General features: G+C 72.2%; 14 protein-coding genes and 2 pseudogenes. 7 read left to right on the top strand and 9 right to left on the bottom strand.

Annotated elements, in window-relative coordinates; all coding sequences use genetic code 11:
- Positions 1–279: 279 nt before the first annotated feature.
- Positions 280–1,017: a DUF1571 domain-containing protein gene (locus IPJ59_RS17255; RefSeq protein WP_293272535.1), complete on the top strand. Its 738-nt coding sequence runs from the start codon at positions 280–282 to the stop codon at positions 1,015–1,017.
- 735 nt (positions 1,018–1,752) lie between these two features.
- On the opposite strand, the gene IPJ59_RS17250 is transcribed toward IPJ59_RS17255, so the two are convergent.
- Positions 1,753–3,285 carry a PHP domain-containing protein gene (locus IPJ59_RS17250; protein ID WP_293272534.1) on the bottom strand — a complete coding sequence of 511 codons (1,533 nt, stop codon included), beginning with the start codon at positions 3,283–3,285 and terminating at the stop codon, positions 1,753–1,755.
- 80 nt (positions 3,286–3,365) lie between these two features.
- On the opposite strand from IPJ59_RS17250, the gene IPJ59_RS17245 reads away from it, so the two are divergent.
- The 4 genes from IPJ59_RS17245 (at position 3,366) to IPJ59_RS17230 (ending at position 7,846) form a co-directional block, all read left to right on the top strand.
- A complete protein-coding gene (locus IPJ59_RS17245) occupies positions 3,366–4,649 on the top strand; it encodes a CapA family protein (protein WP_293272533.1) in 1,284 nt (427 codons plus the stop codon).
- A gap of 98 nt (positions 4,650–4,747) precedes the next feature.
- Complete coding sequence (locus IPJ59_RS17240) at positions 4,748–5,539, top strand: dienelactone hydrolase family protein (RefSeq protein ID WP_293272532.1); 792 nt, start codon at positions 4,748–4,750, stop codon at positions 5,537–5,539.
- An 82-nt stretch (positions 5,540–5,621) separates the two neighbouring features.
- A complete protein-coding gene (locus IPJ59_RS17235; RefSeq protein ID WP_293272531.1) occupies positions 5,622–6,704 on the top strand; it encodes a hypothetical protein in 1,083 nt (360 codons plus the stop codon).
- Positions 6,705–6,817: 113 nt separating this feature from the next.
- The gene (locus IPJ59_RS17230; protein ID WP_293272530.1) at positions 6,818–7,846 is read left to right on the top strand and encodes a metallophosphoesterase family protein; all 1,029 of its coding nucleotides are present in this window, start codon (positions 6,818–6,820) and stop codon (positions 7,844–7,846) included.
- 103 nt (positions 7,847–7,949) lie between these two features.
- Here IPJ59_RS17230 and IPJ59_RS17225 read toward each other — a convergent pair whose 3' ends face one another.
- Positions 7,950–8,762: a PP2C family protein-serine/threonine phosphatase gene (locus IPJ59_RS17225; protein ID WP_293272529.1), complete on the bottom strand. Its 813-nt coding sequence runs from the start codon at positions 8,760–8,762 to the stop codon at positions 7,950–7,952.
- Positions 8,763–8,898: 136 nt separating this feature from the next.
- On the opposite strand from IPJ59_RS17225, the gene IPJ59_RS17220 reads away from it, so the two are divergent.
- Positions 8,899–10,806 (top strand): hypothetical protein, encoded by a 1,908-nt coding sequence (locus IPJ59_RS17220; protein ID WP_293272528.1) that lies wholly within the window; start codon positions 8,899–8,901, stop codon positions 10,804–10,806.
- A 9-nt stretch (positions 10,807–10,815) separates the two neighbouring features.
- Here the strand turns inward: IPJ59_RS17220 and IPJ59_RS17215 are convergent, their stop codons facing one another.
- From IPJ59_RS17215 to IPJ59_RS17205, 3 genes are all read right to left on the bottom strand, one after another.
- A complete protein-coding gene (locus IPJ59_RS17215; RefSeq protein ID WP_293257343.1) occupies positions 10,816–10,968 on the bottom strand; it encodes a DUF3309 family protein in 153 nt (50 codons plus the stop codon).
- Between the two features lie 131 nt (positions 10,969–11,099).
- The gene (rtcA, locus tag IPJ59_RS17210) at positions 11,100–12,140 is read right to left on the bottom strand and encodes an RNA 3'-terminal phosphate cyclase (RefSeq protein WP_293257346.1); all 1,041 of its coding nucleotides are present in this window, start codon (positions 12,138–12,140) and stop codon (positions 11,100–11,102) included.
- A gap of 7 nt (positions 12,141–12,147) precedes the next feature.
- A complete protein-coding gene (locus IPJ59_RS17205; protein WP_293257349.1) occupies positions 12,148–13,386 on the bottom strand; it encodes an RtcB family protein in 1,239 nt (412 codons plus the stop codon).
- Positions 13,387–13,548: 162 nt separating this feature from the next.
- On the opposite strand from IPJ59_RS17205, the gene rtcR reads away from it, so the two are divergent.
- Positions 13,549–15,156, top strand: a complete 1,608-nt coding sequence (rtcR, locus tag IPJ59_RS17200) for an RNA repair transcriptional activator RtcR (RefSeq protein WP_293272527.1) — start codon at positions 13,549–13,551, stop codon at positions 15,154–15,156.
- 96 nt (positions 15,157–15,252) lie between these two features.
- Here rtcR and IPJ59_RS17195 read toward each other — a convergent pair whose 3' ends face one another.
- The 4 genes and pseudogenes from IPJ59_RS17195 to IPJ59_RS37850 all read right to left on the bottom strand — a co-directional run.
- Positions 15,253–16,098 (bottom strand): SDR family oxidoreductase, encoded by an 846-nt coding sequence (locus IPJ59_RS17195; protein WP_293257355.1) that lies wholly within the window; start codon positions 16,096–16,098, stop codon positions 15,253–15,255.
- A gap of 34 nt (positions 16,099–16,132) precedes the next feature.
- Positions 16,133–17,545 (bottom strand): adenylate/guanylate cyclase domain-containing protein, encoded by a 1,413-nt coding sequence (locus IPJ59_RS37860; protein WP_366524624.1) that lies wholly within the window; start codon positions 17,543–17,545, stop codon positions 16,133–16,135.
- Positions 17,537–17,677: pseudogene (locus IPJ59_RS37855) on the bottom strand (FIST N-terminal domain-containing protein); the annotation flags it as partial. The gene IPJ59_RS37860 and the pseudogene IPJ59_RS37855, both read right to left, overlap by 9 nt.
- A gap of 88 nt (positions 17,678–17,765) precedes the next feature.
- Positions 17,766–18,212, bottom strand: a pseudogene (locus IPJ59_RS37850) (FIST N-terminal domain-containing protein); the annotation flags it as partial.
- Positions 18,213–18,357: the final 145 nt, after the last annotated feature.

Below are 18,357 nucleotides of genomic sequence, written 5' to 3'. Positions count from 1 at the left end.
CCTCGCGCCTGCTCCGCTTCAGACCACGCGGTGGAGCTATTCTCCGCGCGCTGCGTTGATGCAGCCGCGGCCGTGAATACGGCCCGCCGCGCCCCGTCTTTGGGGCCCCTCGTGCCCCGGTTGACAGGGCTCGAGTTCGCCGCGTGTCCCCGTCGCCCCCCGACGTGGCGCACGCATCTCGCCGTCACGCCTCGTTTGACTCCCGGAGGGTTTATGCACAAGCTCCGCGCCATGTTTCTGTCTTCACTCCGCTCCGTGCGGTGGGCTCCGCTTTTCCTCGTGTCGATCCTCGCGTCGACGCCGGTCGCGGCCCAAGAAGTTGCGCAGCCCGTCGCGCAGCCCGTCGCCCTGGCCGACGGCACCGCGCTGCGCGAGCAGGTCTACGCCATGGAGCGGGCCTACGCCGCGGTGCAGGACTACACCGCGACCTTCTACAAGCAGGAGCGCGTCAAGGGCCGCCTGCTCCCGAAGGAGACGATCGAGCTCAAGTTCCGCAAGCCCTTCGACGTGTACCTGCACTGGACCGCCGGTGACTTCGAGAGCCGCGAGGTGCTGTTCGTCCGCGGCTGGAACGACGACAAGATCCGGGCCCACCAGGGCTCCTTCCCGGATGTCACCGTCAACCTGCGCCCCGACGCCAGCCTCGCCATGCGCGGCAACCGGCACCCGATCACGAACGTCGGCTTCGGCGAGGTCATCCGCCTGATGGTCCGCGACGCCCGCCTCAGCGCCGTCCGCCCGCAGGACGGCGTGCAGTACATCGACCACGGCGAGTCGATCGTGCACGGCGCCCGCAGCCGCTGCCTCGAGGCCATCACCCCGGCCCGCAACTACTCGCCCTACTACGCCGAGCGGGCCAAGCTCTGCTTCAACACGCAGACCAAGATGCCGACCCAGATCTCGATCTGGGACGCCGAGGGCGAGCTGCTCGAGCAGTACGGCTTCGAGGATGTCCGCCTCAACGTCGGCCTCGTCGACGCCGACTTCGACCCCGAGAACCCCGCCTACAACTTCTGAGCGGACTGTCCTTTCGGACAGCGAGCGCGCCCGGTCGGCAACGACCGGGCGCGCTGTTTTCTCTGGCGCACCTGCTGCCCGCGGCCCGGCCAGCGCGCGGAGGCCATCGCCCCCCCCCCGGCCCCCGGGGCCGGGGGCCCCCGGGGGGGCCCCCCCCCCCGGCGGGGGCCCCGCCGCGGGGCCGGGGGGGGCCGGCGCCGGGCGCGGGGCCCCCCCCCCGCGGCCCGCCCGGCCGCGGCCGGCCGCAGGGGCGGGGGGCCGGGCGGGGGCCGGCGCCGCCCGGCCCCGCGCGCGGGCGGCGGTTCGCTGCGCGGTGCCCAGCGGCGCGTCCCGACGATCATCCGGTCGCAACGCCGTTCGGACGACGTCGCGCACAGGGCCGGTGCGGGCTCGGGGCGGTGCGGCCGCGCAGGCTCGACGCACCGCCGGAGGCCCCGGAGGGCCGGAAGAGGTCTCGACCGAGTCCGGCGTAGACCCGGGAATCACCCCGGCGACGGTGTGTCAGGCCGTGTTTGAGGGCGAGACCTCTTCCGGACATCCGGCTTCTCGAGCCTGCGCGGGCGACCAGCCGGACCGCACCGGCCCGTGCGACGTCCTCCGCGCCGCCGAGGGCCCAGCCTCCGCGCCGCCGAGGGCCCAGCCGGCCCCGTGCGACCTCCTCCGCACCAAGAGAGCCCAGCTGCCCCGTCCGACGTCCTCCACACCACGATAGCCCAGCCAGCCCGTGCGACGCGACTAGCGGACGAAGATCGCCCCGCTGTAGATCCACGGCACCGCCGTCTCGGTGTAGTCACCCGCGATTGCACCGAGGTACGGCGCCAGCTGCCGCGGCGTCATCCACACCTCGACGCGGTACACCCCCGGCCCCGGCGCCGCCAGCTCGATCGCCCCCTCGCTCCACGACTTCAGCAGCTCGCGCCCGTCCCCCGTCGCGCGATACAGCCGACCCTCGAGCCCCGGCGCCACCTCGCCCTGCGGGCTGCGCGGGTCGAGCCGCGGCAGCGCGGCCGCCAGGGTCAGCCCGCCGCCCAGCGTGACCTCGGCGCCCATCTCCGTGATCGCATCGCCCTGCCGCGCGACGAAGTCGAAGTCGATCGGGTTGCCGAAGGCCTCGAACACGATGTGATTGCTGCCAGCCCGCAGCGCCGCCTTGGCCGCCGCCGGCGTGAGCTCGCCGCCGAGCCGCACGCGATTATTGAACCACCGGATCATCCGCCGGTACGAGTCGATGCGCTCACCGTCGGAGGCCTTGGTCTTGAACACGTTCTGGTGCGCGTCGGTGCCGGCGGAGATCGTGAGGCGCAGACTCTGCCCGAGGGTCTCGAGCGCGACCATCGACGGCTCGTTGGGCGCGAGAAAGCCGAGCGAGGCCAGGTCCGGCACCGGGAGCTTCTGCGCGCCGAGGAAGAACGGCGCCGACGCGCTCACGAAGCCACCAGGGTCGAGCCCGAGGTACTGCTCGCGGATGTCAGGATCGAGGTTCGCGTGCAGCTGATAGAACTCGAGCCCGTCGAGCCCGAGCGTCGCCAGCTCGGCGACGTCACGGCTCTCGGTGTGCGCCACCCAGGCCAGCGCCCCGGCGTCCTTGATCTGCTGGAACGACGCCGGCGACGACACCCCGTACGCGTCGGGCACGTGCGCCTCGAGCCCCATCGGCATCATCTCGCCGCTCTCGATCCCCGGCATCACCAGCACCCGGTGCCCGCTGTCACACACCAGCCAGCTGGCGATCGGCGTGCCGCCCGGGCCCATCACCGGCTCGTCCGCCCCGCGCATCACCAGCAGCTGCTCGAGCGTCGCGTCGGTCGCGTACGCCGGATGATCGGTGAGGAAGGCGAGGTCGATGCGGGTCACGCACAGCGCGTCGCGCAGGTCCTTGAGACACGCCTCGTCGGGCACGCCGCCCGGCTGCGGCTCGCCGTCACAGGCGTCGTGCGAGTGGTGCGAGTGCAGATGCAAGATCGCCCGGTACTCCCGCAGCCCGCGCACGCTGCACCCGGCGATGTCCGGCTGCCCGGGGTCCCACTCGATCGGCGGATCTGCGGGCATACCATCACCGCAGGCAGGGACCTCGCCGCCCGTGCTGCCGCCGGTGCTCGCGTCGCCGCCAGTGGTCGGCGCAACTTCGCCCGTGCTCCCGCCGGTCGACGTCGCCGCAGCCGTCGACGCCGCCGCACCACTGCTCGCGGCCTCACCCGTGTCGCCCGCGCCGCCGCCACCGCAGCCGATCGCCAGCACCGTGACCATCTGAATGCCCGTCCTGCGCATCGAGAGTCCCTCCGTCGCGCGCGACGCTACCACGCCCCCCGCTCGCCTCGCGCCCACGACCGTGCGACCCTCCGCCCACGATGTCCGCACGCCGCGTCGGCCCCTTCGCCCGCGCCGCCCTCGTCAGCCTCGTCGCTGCCGCGGGCGCCTGCTCCGGACCCGCGAGCGCCGTCCTCCCGCCACCCCGCGTCAGCTCACAGGCCCCCGCACCCGCTGCGCCCCCCGCCGAGCTGACCCCACAACCTGCCCCTTCCGACCTGTCCCAAAAGACAGCCACTGCACCCGCTGACCCGCAACCGGAGACAGCCGCGCCCGACGACCTGTCCCCACAGACAGCCAAGCGTCCGGCCCCGACGACCCCGCTCGAGCTGGTGTTCGTCGGCGACATCATCCTCGGCAAGTACCGCCTCGACGCCTACGCCCCGCTGTTCGCCGCCGACGCTGACCCCTTCGCCGCGGTCGCCGACCTGCTCAAGGCCGACGCCGCGATCGCCAACCTCGAGACCCCGCTGATGCACACCCGCCCCGAGCGCAGCCCGATCTACATCGGCTCGCGCTTCGGCGCCGACAAGCAGGCCGCGCGCGCCCTGGTCGGCCGCTTCGCCGCGCTCGGCGTCGCCAACAACCATGCCCTCGACCTGCTCACCGCCGGCCTCGAGCAGACCCCCGCCGTGCTGCGCGAGCTGGGCCTTACGCCCGTCGGCGAGGCGCGCAAGACCGGCGACGTGGTCCAGGTCGCGACCCTCGAGCGCGGCGGCTGGCGCGTCGCGCTGCTCGCCGCGACCACCTGGCTGAACCGCTCGCCCGCCCCCGGCGACCCCGCCCTCGCCGTGTTCAAGACCGGCGAGATGCCGCGCCGCCTGCTCCCCGCCGTGCGCTCCGCCCGGGCCACGCACGACCTCGTCGTCGTGCTCCTGCACTGGGGTCAGGAGTACAGCGAGGGCCCCGACCACGCCCAGCGCGCCGCCGCCAGGCGACTCCTCGCCGGCGGCGCCGACCTCGTCATCGGCCACCACCCCCACGTCCTCCAGGGCCTCGAGCGCCACGAGCACGGCCTCATCGCCTACTCGCTCGGCAACTTCCTGTTCGCCAACACCGACGAGCGCTCGCGCGAGAGCGGCGTCCTGCGCGTGCGCTACCTGCCCGGCCAGCGCTGCCCCGAGCGCGCCAGCTTCCACCCCGTCTGGCTCGGCGAGGCCCCCGGCTTCACCCCCGCGCCCGCACCCGCCGCCCAGGCGACCCAGATCGCCAAGCACATGCAGGCCCGCAGCAAGCTGCTGCGCACGCCCCTCACCCGCGACGGCGACGCGCTCGTGCTCAGCGGATGGTCCTGCCCCGTCGAACCTATCCCAAAGGACATGTAGCTCCACCGCGCGCGCTCCACGAAGCGATCTCCCTGGCAACGAGTGGGCCTGACCCAAAGGACATGTCGACATCGGAGCGCGCCTGTTACACTGCGCCGATGAACGCCGAGGTCCCGGGCTTCACCAGCACCCACCTGACCCTCGCCGGCACGGAGCGCACCGTCTACCTCCGCGGCCAGGGCCCCGCAGTGATCGTCATGACCGAGGTCCCCGGCATCACGCCGGCGGTCGCCGCCTTCGCCACCCGGGTCGCCGACGCGGGCTTCCGCGTCTACCTGCCGCAGCTGTTCGGCACGCCGATGCGCCCGGTGTCACCGGCCGCGCTCGCCCGCACCTTCGCGCACGTGTGCGTCAGCCGCGAGTTTCGCCTGCTCGCCGCCGACGCCAGCAGCCCGATCGTCGACTGGCTGCGGGCCCTCGCCCGCCACGCCCACGGCGAGTGCGGCGGCCCGGGCGTCGGCGCGGTCGGCATGTGCATCACCGGCAACTTCGGCCTGGCGATGATGCTGAACGCCCCGGTGATCGCCGCGGTGCTCTCGCAGCCCTCGCTGCCGGTCCCGCTCACCGCCCGCATGCGCGCCGGCCTGCACGCGTCCCCGGCCGAGCTCGCCGCGGCGCACGAGCAGATCGATCGCCGCGGCGCCCGCATCCTGGCGATGCGCTTCGACAACGACCCGCTGTGCCCCGGCGCCCGCTTCGAGCGCCTGCGCCACGAGTTCGCCGCCGCGGTCGAGACCATCGAGATCCCCGGCCGCTTCGCCAACCCGCAGGGCCCGCGCCCGCCCCACAGCGTGCTCACCAACCACCTCATCGACGAGCACGGCCAGCCCACCCGCGCCGCCCTCGATCGCACCCTCGCCTTCCTCCGCGAACAGCTGCTCCCCGCCTGATCGCCGGCGACGGCGTATCATCGCCTTCCTCCGCGAACAGCTGCTCCCCGCCTGATCGCCGACGACGGCGTATCATCGCCGGATGCACTGTCTTCCCCTGCGAACCCTCACCGCCGCCGCGCTGCTGCTGGCCGCCTGCTCCGGCGACGGCGGCACCAGCACTGGCACCACCGCCGAGACCACCAGCCCGTCGACCACCGCCCCGAGCACCGGCGACACGCCGACCACCACCACACCGACGAGCAGCGACACCAGCGTCACCGCGACCACCGGCACCGCCGGCACCGGCAGCAGCGACGCGACCACCGCCACCGCCACGGCCACCAGCGACACCGGCGACACCACCCAGGGCGTCGACACCCCCGGCACCACCACCACGAGCGACGCCAGCACCAGCAGCGCCGACACCAGCACCAGCAGCACCAGCGCCGACTCGAGCAGCGGCGCCGAGAGCAGCGGCGGCCCGGTGGAGAGCGACATCGAGGTCGTGATCACCGCCGACAACGCCTACGCCTTCGCCTACGGCACTGACGACAGCATCTCCAAGTACTACGGCGGCGTCGAGGCGGTCACCGCCGGCCAGATCTTCAACTGCGGCGAGGGCCCCGAGACCTACGTGATCCCCTACGCCGAGACGATCGGCACCACCCAGCTCTACATCATCGCCTGGGCCGACTCCGCGGTCACCCAGGGCGTGCTGGCCCGCTTCCGCCGCAAGGGCGGCGGCGGCGGCTTCGGCGAGGACGTGTTCACCGGCACCAAGGGCTGGCAGGTCTGCGCCACCGGCTTCGACTACCAGCCCGGCAACGGCGGCCCCCCGCTCGCGCAGATCAACGACTTCATCGGCAAGTGCAACGAGGGCAAGCTCGACCCCAACACCACCAGCGTCGGCTGGGTCGACGACATCGGCACCCAGTACGGCGCCGTCGCCTTCGGCGAGGACAACACCACCCCCTACGAGGGCGGCCCCAAGGCGGGCAACGAGTTCCCGCTGGTATGCCAGGCCGTCATGCCCAACGAGGCCCACTGGATGTGGTTCAACTGGGACCCGCCAAACATCAAGCCGCCCAAGAGCCCGTTCCTGTGGCCCGGCGGCGGCGGCAACCCGGACCACCAATTCCTCATCTTCCGCCTCGCCGCCGAGCTCCTGCCCGACCCGCAGTGAGCCTGACGCCATGGCACGGGAACACCTTCGGCGTCCGTGACCCGGCGCCGGGGCGCATGGTCAGGTCGCGGCATACTGCTCCCCTGGCCCGCCCCCGCGTGTATCATGCCGCCATGCCAAGCCCCCGCCTGCCTCGCACCCTCGCACTGCTCTGCACCGTCGGCCTCGCCTGTGGCGGCGGCTCGAAGGACGCCAAGAAGACGGACGCGAAGGCCGACGCGAAGGCCGACGCGAAGGCCGACGCCAAGGCCGACACCAAGGCCGACACCAAGGCCGCGCGCCCGCGCGCCCGCGCCACCGAGGACGCCCGCGTCGCGGCGCCGAAGGGCAAAGTCGTCGTGCTCGGCCCGCTCGGCGGCAACCTGGCCACCGCACGCTCCGCGCTGACGGCCGCCGGGGCGCTGAACCTCGCCGGCAACTGGGGCGGCGGCGACCTCGTGGTGGTGCAGCTCGGCAACCAGCTCGGCAGCGGCAAGGAGGAGCTCGCGGTGCTCGACTTGCTCGACCGCCTGGCCGGCGAGGCCACGACCGCCGGCGGGGCGCTCTACCGCATCAACGGCGCCAACGAGATCTTGAACGTCACGCTGAACTTCGATGGCGTCAGCCCGCAGGGCTTCAAGGACTACGCCAAGGAGAAGCCGGCCGCCGACGACCCGCGCATCGACGGCCTGCCCGCGGCCCAGCGCGGGCGCGCCACGGCCTTCGCGGCGGGCGGCGCGATGGCCAAGAAGCTCGCCGAGCAGAAGCTGGTCCTGATCGCCGGCGACAGCGTGTTCGCCCACGCCGGCGTCACCGAGGAGCACGTCAAGTACGGCCTCGACATCATGAACGGCGAGGGCAAGAAGTGGATGCTCGGCGAGGAGGCGATGATGCCCAACATGCTCTCGGACCTCGGCCCCGCGCGCACGCCCAAGCTCCGCGGCAACGAGCCGTTCTGCGGCGAGGTCGAGTCGGTGCTCGCCGACCTCGCGGTCAAGCGCATGGTGATCGTTCGCGGCCCGGAGAAGAGCGAGGCGAGCATGTGCGACGGCAAGCTCCTGCGCATCGGACCGATCTCCGGCGACGCCAGCGGCGGCGGCGAGTACCTCGAGATCGCCGGCGACGCGGCCAAGTTCGTGCCCGTGCCCGCGGCCGCGAAGTGAAGTAAGCGGAGCTCAGGCGCTGGCCCCCGCGGCTCGCGGGCGCCGCAACGAGCGTCGCGCCCATGTGCCCGCGGCGGCCCCCGCGAAGCGAAGTGAGCGGAGCTCAGGCCGCCCCGTCGCGGCTCGCGGGCGCCGCAACGGGCGTGGCGCCCGGCCCGAGGTACTCGACGAACAGCGCCGTGATGTTGTCGCGGCCGCCCTGCTCGTTGGCGTGGCGGATCGCCTCGCGGGCGGCCTGCTGGACCTCGAGCGCGAACATCTCCTGCAGCGTGTGGCTGGCGTCGAGGTACTCGTGCAGTCCGTCGGAGCAGAGCAGCAGCTTGTCGCCTGGCTGCAGCGGCACCGTGCGGATGTCGACCTCGACGAAGTCGCGGTGGCCGACCGCGCGGGTGATGACGTGCTTCATCCGCGAGTGGCGGGCCTGGTCCGGCGTGAGCACGCCCTGCTTCACCTGGTAGTTGACCAGCGTGTGGTCGTCGGTGAGCTGGGTGATCTCCGGGCCGTGAGCGAGGTAGACCCGCGAGTCGCCGGCCCAGCCGATGATCGCCACCCCGCCGGCGACCAGCGCGACCGAGGCGGTGGTCGACATGCCGCGCCGCTCCGGGTCCATCTCCCCCATGCTGTGGACCATGTAACAGGCGTTCTGGATCGCCCCGCGGACCAGCGCCCCGAGCCGTTGCACGTTCGCCGGCTCGAGCGGGCGGGTCTTGCCGATCTCGATGTCAGTGGTGTCCGAACGGACCCAGTCGTGGATGAACTCCACTGTCTCCTGGCTGGCGATCTCACCGCGGGCCCGGCCCCCGACGCCGTCGCACACGACGAACAGCCCGAGGCCTGCATCGGCAAGGAACGCGTCCTCGTTGTGGGCCCGGACGCGGCCGGTGTGGGTGTTCCCGAAGTGCCTGGTCGCGGGCATGAGGGTCGCGGGCAGTAGCCGAGGTGGAAACGCGGTGGAAAACGCGGTCAGGAACGCGGTCAGGAACGAGGCCGGCAAGGACCATAACACGGGGGTCTGGCGCCCGTGCCCGGGCCTGGAGTATGGTGGCGCGGAAATGTCCTTCGCTCGCCCCCGGCCCCTCCTCTGCCTCCCACGCCTCTGTTTCGCTGGTCTCATCGTCGGCTGCGGCGCGCCGATCACGGGCACCGGCAGCGCCGGCACCAGCACCGGTGAGCCCGGCGCCACCGACGCCACCGGATCGAGCACCGAGTCGCAGCTCCCGACCACCACCGGCGTGACCGGGGTCATGAGCAGCAGCGCGAGCGAGAGCGGCGAGGCCCTGACCACCGGCGACGACACGACCGGCGGCGGCGTGCCCGAGCCGCCCGACCTGCAGTGTCCGGGCGACAAGTCGGGCAAGTGCGACGCCGACGAGGGCGCCGTGCTCGAGGCCGGCGCCGCGGTGCTGCCGACGGTGCCCGACTGCTTCGAGACCTGGGTCGACCTCGACATGAACTTCGAATACAAGAAGGGCAACGACGAGCTACACGACTGCGGCTGCGACCGTCTGTGCCCCGGCGACGAGGGCTACATCGGGCCCGACGAGGGCGAGGGCGACGGCAAGCTGCACGCGGCGTGGATGGCCGGCTTCGGCAACGGGCGCCCGGCCGCGGGCGTGCGCGGCGAGGGCGTGGGGCTGCCGGGCGTCGGCGAGGGCGACGGCTTGTGGGCGCGCGGCACGGTGCTGCGCAAGGGCAACACCACCGTGGCGATCGTGGCGATCGACGCGGTCGGGTGGTTCAACGGCGACGTGCTCGCGGTGCGCCAGATGCTGGCCGAGCAGGACCTCGACGTCGACCACCTCATCGTCCACGCGACCCACACCCACGAGGGCCCGGACACCATGGGCCTGTGGGGCTCCGAGCTGTTCGTGTCGGGCTACGACCCGCTGTACCGGACCCAGCTGCGCAACGCCGTCGTCTCGGTGGTGCAGTCGAGCTTCAAGGACATGCGCGAGGTCGCGAGCATGAAGGTCGGCGAGGTCGACATCTCGACCTACCACGACAACGGGGTCGCCAACGTGATCAGCGACCACCGCGACCCCTGGGTGGTCGACGAGTTCCTGTCCGCGGCGCAGCTGCTCGACAAGGACGGCCTCTCGATCGCCACCCTCGTCAACTACGGCTGCCACCCCGAGACCGTCGCCGACGAGAACCTGCTCATCACCTCGGACTTCGTGCACGCGCTGCGGCGCACCGTCGAGCTCGGCTCGGTGTGGGAGAGCGCGCCGGGCGTGCCGGGCGTCGGCGGGCCGGTGATCTACCTGAACGGCGCCGTCGGCGGGATGATGACCACGCTCGGCGTCAACGTGATCAACCCCAACGGCGACAGCTTCCAGAGCGCCGGCTTCGAGAAGGCCGACTCGATCGGCCAGCTGCTCGGCGAGATGGCCCTCGACGCGCTCGCCAACGCCGACGACGTGCCGGCGCCCGACCTGCGCGTGATCCACAAGATCTTCCGCGTCCCGGTGGTCAACAAGTCGTTCCAGTTCCTGTTCGAGAACGGCACCGTCGAACGCGAGGTCTTCATCAATGAGCGCACGATGGAGCAGGAGATCCAGACCGAGATGTCGCTGGTCGAGCTCGGGCCGATCCAGCTGCTCACGGTGCCCGGCGAGCTGCTGCCCGAGCTCGCCGTCGGCGGCTACGACGGCTCGCGGATCAACGCGCCCGGCGTGCCGCTGATCGAGGCCGACAACCCGAACCCGCCGGACGTCAGCAAGGCGCCCAAGGGCCCGTACATCAAGGACCGCATGACCAGCACCTACCGCTGGATCATCGGCCTCGCCAACGACGAGCTCGGCTACATCATCCCGCAGTACAACTTCGAGCTGGCCGCGGACAACCCGTACGTCGGCGAGGCCGACGGCGACCACTACGAGGAGACCAACTCGCTCGGCCCCGACATGGCCGCCTTCGTCAACAAGCACGCCGACCTGCTCATGTACTGGGCCAAGCCCTGAAGGCGCGGCTCACCAGTGCAGGCGGCCGGTCAACAGCAGGATCACCAGCACGAGCACGATGAGCCCGGCGGGGGACCAGCCGACGGCGCCGTAGCGGGAGTAGCCCCAGCCGCCGCCGCCGAGAGCCAGGACGAGTAACACGAGGAGGATGATCATCAGCATGGCGGCACCATGCACCGCTTCGCCGCGCAGGCCCGCGGCGATCGACCACGGACGCGGGCGACTCGCGGGAGCGCGGCGCAGGTCCGCAATGCAAACGGCGACGATCCGGGTGCGCAGCGGACGCTGGCGCCCTACTCCCGCGGGTGGGCCTCGACGCGGCTGCGGCCCTTGCCCTCGTCGCTGACGACGAAGCGCACCGGCAGGAAGCGGCCGAGGATCTCCATGTTGGTCAGCGTGTGCTGGGTCAGCGCGTACGACTGATAGCCGCCGCGGCCGACCAGGGCGAGCGGGATGAGCAGCTGGTCGGCGAGGTGCGGGCCGACCGGGGCGTCGGCCTCGACGTGGGCGCGGACCTCGGAGACGACGCGAGCCGCCACCTGCTCGGCGCTGACGCGGCGCTCGCCGAAGGCGCAGAACAGCTCGGTGCCGTGCTCCGCCTCGATCCACACCATCAGCGCGTTGCCGGGGCCGGCGCTGTCGACGTCGACGACGCGGACCTCGTCGCGCTCGAGCCCGAGCTCGTTGCGGACGACCCGCAGCTCGCGGTCACCGATCGACTTGGGCAGGTGCGCGAGCAGGGCCCGGGCCCGGCGACGGAGCACCGCGCCGCGGTTGTACAGCTCGAGCGGCACCAGCGGGTGCCCGCCCTCGATCTCGACCACGAAGCTGCCGCCCCCGGCCGGGTAGAAGCCGTGGCGGACCAGACGGGCGTCGACCTTCGCGCCCATGCGCCGCAGCAGCGGCAGGAACACCTCGGCGATGAACTCGAAGGGCGGAGCCATCGGATTGTGGGTGCCGCCCTCGAAGGTCAGGCGCGAGCGACCCGGCGCGAGCAGCAGCGGCCACAGCACGGTCTGCAGCACCAGCGTGACCGAGCCGGCGCTGCCGACGGCGAAGGTGTAGTCGCCGTGGCTGACGGACCCCGGCGTGAACACGAGCTCGGTGCTGCCGAGCTCGTCGCCGCTGACCTCGGCCGCGCCGATCGTGGTCGCCGCGCGCACGGCCGTGAGGTGCTGGCGCAGCAAGCCCGGCTTGACGCGGCGGGCGCGGATGCGATGGAGGCGAAACGGGCGCCCGGTGACGAGCGAGAGCGTGAGGGCGGAGCGGAGGATCTGCCCCCCGCCCTCGCCCTCGGAGCCGTCGATCTCGATGCGCTCGTCGCCCTTGCTCATCGCCGTCCTAGCCCTTCACGCACACCACCTGTCGCAGCGTGTGCACGATGTCCACGAGGTCCCGCTGCGCCTCCATCACCGCGTCGATCGGCTTGTAGGCCTGCGGGGTCTCGTCGATCACGTCCTCGTCCTTGCGGCATTCGATGCCCTCCGTGGCCTTCGCGTGGTCGGCCAGCGAGAAGCGCTTCTTGGCCTCGGTCCGCGACATCGCCCGGCCCGCGCCGTGGCTGCACGAGCAGAAGCTCTCCGGGTTGCCCTTGCCGCGGACGATGTACGAGCGGGTCCCCATGCTACCGGGGATGATGCCGAGGTCGCCCGACTGGGCCCGCACCGCCCCCTTGCGGGTGACCAGCACGTCCTTGCCGTAATGGTGCTCGCGGGCGACGTAGTTGTGGTGGCAGTTGACCGCCATGTCGCCGAGGTGAAACGGGGGGATCCCGCGGGCCTCGGCCAGCGCCTTGAGGGTCGCCTGCATCATCAGCTCGCGGTTGTGCCGCGCGTAGTCCTGGGCCCACTCGACCGCCTCGACGTAGTCGGGGAAGTACTCGGTGCCCTCGGGCAGATACGCGAGGTTCTGATCCGGCAGGTGGATCATCCAGCGCTCCATCTCCCGCTTGGCGAGGGCGATGAAGTGCGAGCCGATCTTGTTGCCCACGCCGCGCGAGCCGGAGTGCAGCATCACCCACACGTGGTCGCGCTCGTCGAGGCAGACCTCGATGAAGTGGTTGCCGGTCCCGAGCGTGCCGAGGTGCACCGCCGTGTTCGACTTCTCGATCGCCGGGTGCTTGCCGACGATGCGGTCGAAGCGCTCCGCGAGGCCCTTCCACGCCGCGCCGACGGGCTTCGGCGGGTCCTGCCAGGCGCCCTTGTCGCGCCCGCCGTGGTTGACGCTGCGCCCGTGCGGCACGGCCTTCTCGATCGCCGCGCGCACGTTGCCGAGGCTGTCGGGCAGGTCGCTCGCCTTGAGGCTGGTCTCGACCGCCATCATGCCGCAGCCGATGTCGACGCCGACCGCCGCCGGGATGATCGCCCCGACCGTGGGGATCACGCTGCCGACCGTCGCGCCCATGCCCCAGTGCACGTCCGGCATCGCCGCGACCCAGCGGTGGATGAACGGCATGCGCGCGACGTTCTCCAGCTGCCGCACCGCCGCGTCCTCGACCGCGACGCCCCGCGTCCAGCGCTTGATCGGCACGCCACCTTCGGGCTGATGCACCTCGTACCCAAGTTCCTGTTGGCTGGTCATGACTCCCTCGCTCCGTTCACCGGGGCCAAGAGCAGCCTCCCTGCCGTTCTTTGCGAGCACTTAAGCACAAGTAATTTCGGCATCTTACCGGCTCGATGATCGCTGCACCACGAGAATTTACGAGACTTGCAGCGCGGACCTTAGAATTCTATCGTGCTGCGCATGCGGCGCGAAACGGTCGTCCTCGGCCTCCTCGGCACCACCCTCGACGCCAGCCCGCGCGCCCGCTGGGAGCGCTGGCGGCCCACGGTCGACCTGTGCCGGCGCGAGGACTTCCTGGTCGACCGGCTCGAGCTGCTGCATCAGCCGCAGTATCAGGAGCTGGCCGACACGGTCGCGCGGGACATCGCCAGCGTATCGCCGGAGACGCGGGTCCGGACCCACGCGCTGGCCTTCCCGGACCCCTGGGACTTCGAGTCGGTGTTCGCGACCCTGCTGGACTTCGCGCACGCGTACCCGTTCAAGCCCGAGTCCGAGGACTACCTCGTGCACATCACGACCGGCACGCACGTGCAGCAGATCTGCCTGTACCTGCTGACGGAGGCGCGCTACCTGCCGGGCAAGCTGCTGCAGACCTCGCCGCCGACGCCGGCCAACAGCGGCGAGCCGGGCGACCTGCGGGTCATCGACCTCGACCTCGCCAGCTACCGCCAGATCGCCGAGCGCGTGCAGGCCGTGCGCAGCGAGGGGCTGTCCTTCCTCAAGGCCGGCATCGCCACCCGCAACCCCGGCTTCAACGCGCTGATCGAGCAGGTCGAGCGGGTCGCCACCGCCACCCGCTCGCCGATCTTGCTGACCGGCCCGACCGGCGCCGGCAAGACCCGCCTGGCCCGCAAGATCTTCGAGCTCAAGCAGGCCCGGCACCAGATCGCCGGCCGCTTCGTCGAGCTCAACTGCGCCACCCTGCGCGGCGACGCAGCGATGTCGGCGATGTTCGGCCACACCCGCGGGGCCTTCACCGGGGCGGTGCGCGAGCGGCCCGGCGTGCTCAAGAGCGCCGACAACGGCGTGCTCTTCCTCGACGAGATCGGCGAGCTCGGCCTCGACGAGCAGGCCATGCTGCTGCGCGCGCTCGAGGACCGCGTGTTCCTCCCGGTCGGCAGCGACCGCGAGGTGAGCAGCGACTTCCAGCTGATCGCCGGCACCAACCGCGACCTGCGGGCCGGCGTGCGCGCGGGCTCCTTCCGCGACGACCTGCTGGCCCGCATCGACATCTGGACCTTCCGCATGCCCGCGCTGCGCGAGCGCCCGGAGGACATCGAGCCGAACCTCGACTACGAGCTCGAGCGCTACGCCCAGCGCCACGGCCGGCGCGTCACCTTCGGCCGGGCCGCGCGGGCCCAGTTCGTCCGCTTCGCCGCCTCGCCGCAGGCGCGCTGGCCCGGCAACTTCCGCGACTTCGCGGCCGCGCTCGAGCGCATGGCCACCCTGGCCCCCGGCGCCCAGATCTCCGCGAAGGAGGTCGAGGCCGAGCTCGCGCGCCTGCAAGCCACCTGGTCCGAGGGACAGGTCAGCGACGACGAGGCGCTGCTGCGCCGGCAGCTCGGCGCCGAGGCGCTGGCCGGGCTCGACCGCTTCGACCGCGTGCAGCTGGCCGACGTGCTGCGCGTGTGCGCCGAGGCCCGCAGCCTGTCCGACGCCGGGCGCGTGCTGTTCGCCGCCTCGCGCGAGCGCCGGAGCTCCCACAACGACGCCGACCGCCTGCGCAAGTACCTGCGAAAGTTCGGGCTCGAGTGGTCCGAGCTGACGAGCACGATCGGTCCGAGCTGACCACCACAGGCGCGAGCGGACGACCGCGGGCGCCAATGGTCCGAGCGGACCCCCGCGAGCGCGAGCGGTCCGAGCTGACCACCGTGAGCGCAAGTGCTAGCCGGGGGCCAGCCCGACCTTCGCGGCGTGGCCGGTCGTGATGCGCGGGGGCTCGTGCTCGGGGTCGCAGCGGTACTGCGTGAAGTCGGTGACGCCGCGCTCGCGCAGGAAGTCCTCGTCGAGCAGGGCGCGGCCGGTGAGCTCGGCGGGCGGGGTGGTGACGACCTCGAGGGCCGCGTCGGCGACGATCTCCGGGCGGCGCCACAGCTTCGGCTCGCCGATCGCGAAGTTCACGGTCGCCTGGGTCTGGACCAGCGTCACGGGCCACAGCGCGTTGACGGCGATGTTGTCAGCGCGCAGCTCCTCGGCGAGGCCCTGGGCCAACATCGTCATGCCGTACTTGCTGATCAGGTAGCCGACCTTGCCCGGCAGCGCCGCCAGCTCGACCGGCGGCGAGCAGACGATGATGTGCCCGCCACCCGCGGCGCGCAGCGGGGCGATCGCGGCCTGCGAGGCGGCGAAGGCGGCGCGGACGTTGACCTCGTGCATGAGGTCGAAGCGGCCCATCGGCGTGTCGGCGACGTCCTGCCACCACAGCGCCCCGGCGTTGTTGACGAGGATGTCGAGGCGGCCGAAGTGGCTGAGGGTCTGGTCGACCATCGCCTGCAGGTCCTCGATGACGCGCACGTCGACGCGCAGCGCGAGGGCCTGACCGCCGAGCGCCTCGATCTCGCGAGCGACGGTGTAGATCGTTCCGGGCAGGCGGGGCTTCTCGGCCTCGCTCTTGGCGGCGATCACGACGCGGGCGCCGTGGCGAGCGAAGGTGAGGGCCATGACCCGGCCGATGCCGCGGCTGGCACCGGTGATGACGGCGACCTTGCCGGCGAGACGCTGCTGCTGCATGACGCGGGGATGATAGGCCGCGCCCGCGGGGCTGTCACCGGGGGCCGAGGACGAAGTACATGTCGACCTCGCCGCGGTTCTTGGCCGTGAGCTTGCCGCGGTACTCGCACTCGAAGCGGTCGCGGACGGCCTCCCAGGTGGCGCGCGAGAGATTGATCCGCCCGGCCTCGCCGGTCGACTCGAGGCGCGAGGCGATGTTCACGGTGTCGCCCCAGATGTCGTAGGCGAACTTCTTGTGGCCGATGACGCCGGCCATCAGCGGCCCGGTGTGCACGCCGATCCGCAGCTCCCACGGCTGCTCGCCGCCGGCCAGCTTGTCGGCCCGGACCTCTTCCATGAATTGGATGATGTCCCACGCGGCCGCGACCGCGTCGAGCGCGTGGCTGCTGTTGACCTGCGGGATGCCCCCGGCGCACATGTACGCGTCGCCGATCGTCTTGAGCTTCTCCAGGCCGTGACGCTCGGTGATGCGGTCGAACTCGCTGAAGTAGAAGTCGAGCTCGCGCAGCAGCGCCTCCGGCCGCAGCCGGCTGGCGACCCGCGTGAAGCCCTTGAAGTCGGTGAACAGCACGGTGACGCTGTTGTAGTGGACCGGCTTGACCTGGCCGGTGCGCTTGAGCTCCTCGGCGACCTCGACCGGAAGGATGTTCTGCAGCAGCGCGTCGGACTTGTGCTTCTCGGCCTCGAGCTCGCTGTAGAGCTGGCGCAGCTGGTCGTTCTGGGCGACGATCTGCCGCCGCGTGGCCTCGATCTCGGCGCCGATCGTGCGCAGCATGGCCGTGGTCAGCTCCTTGGCGTCCTCGGCGCGCGCGCGGTAGCTCTCGGCCCGCGCGAGCCGGCGCTGCAGCAGCGCCGGGTCCGGCGCGGACACGGGCGCGGGCGCGGGTGCGGTCCTCGGGGTCGGGACCGGCTGTCTCTCGGAACATGTCCCGATGACCAGGGTGACCATGGTGGCGTTGTGCAGGCGGGCGCGCCCGCCGGGGACCAGCGGGGCGATCTCGCCGCCGGCGTAGAAGCCGAACACCGGCACGCCGGGGAGGGCGCGGGTCACGGCCTCGACCTCGCTGGCCGTACGAGTGCCGAGGATCTGCTTGCGCGCGGCGCAGGAGAACACGAGCACCGCGGCCGGGCGCAGCCACGGCGGCGCGCGGTCGAGGCGGACCCCCGCACCGCCGAGCGCGTGCACGCCGAGCTCGGCGACGCTGCGCGTGGTCTCGGCGAGCAGGTGCTCGCGGATCGCCTCGCAGAGCTGGACCTCGGCGCCCTGCGGGACCTCGCCCGAGTAGTCGACGTGACCGGTGTCCCGATCGCTGCGGATCGGTGTGCGCACGTAGAAGCCGTCGTCGCCAGCGTGCACGGCGAGCGGGAACTCGGGCAGCGGCCGCGACTGCGGGCCGAAGTAATGGTTGTAAAACTCGACCGCGCTGCGATCGCCGATCTGCAGCACGCGGCTGCCCTCGGCGGCGCGCACGAGCTGCCGCGGACCGACCGGGGTCCAACCCTGGATCACGCGGAAGTCGTAGCCGAGGGCGCCCTCGCACAGCAGCACGGGGAGGCTGTCGTGGACCACCTGACCGTTGAAGAACTGGGCGCCGCGGGGCGCTCATGCGGTCCCACTGGCCGCCGAGCTTGCCGCCGAACAGGGCGCAGCCGCGGGGTAACTGGGCCTCGAGCGCGGCGACCAGCGCACCGGTGCCGGGCTTGCGGCTGTCGGGGAAGGCGAAGCAGAGCCAGGTGTCGCGGTCCGGTGCGGCCATGGCGACCGCCTCGGCGGCGGCGGCCTCGGGGTCCGCGGAGGCGCGGGTGCCGAGGCCAGCGCTGAAGCGGATCTCGTCGGCCGGCTCGGCGGCGAACAGGAGGAGGTTGATCGAGTCCTCGCTGACACCGATCTGCGACGACAGATCACCCGAGCTGGTGATGCCGACGATCGGCACCCCGGGCAGCGCGCGCGTGAGGCCGTCGGCGATGCGCCGGGGATCGAAGTCGCCGGCGACCGTGATGATGCCCGCGAGCACCGGGGTCTCGCCGAGCTGGGCGCGCGCGTCGGCGAGAACCTGCGCCAGCAACGAGGTCACATCCTGACCCTCGCGATGGCCGACGGCGACCTTCAACATGGCGGCGAGTATACGCGAGGCCGCGCGCGCGCGCGCCGGGGCGAACGAACGAGCGACGCACCATGCGACCTCCGCGACGGGCCACGCGCTGCCCCATTGCCGCGGCCGCAACGGCCTGCGCGCTGCCCCATCGCCGCGGCCGCGC

Source organism: Nannocystis sp. (assembly GCF_016714285.1).
Classification (GTDB): domain Bacteria; phylum Myxococcota_A; class Polyangia; order Nannocystales; family Nannocystaceae; genus Nannocystis.
Note: the sequence above shows the minus strand (reverse complement) of the source record. Positions and strands in the feature narration are given on the sequence as shown.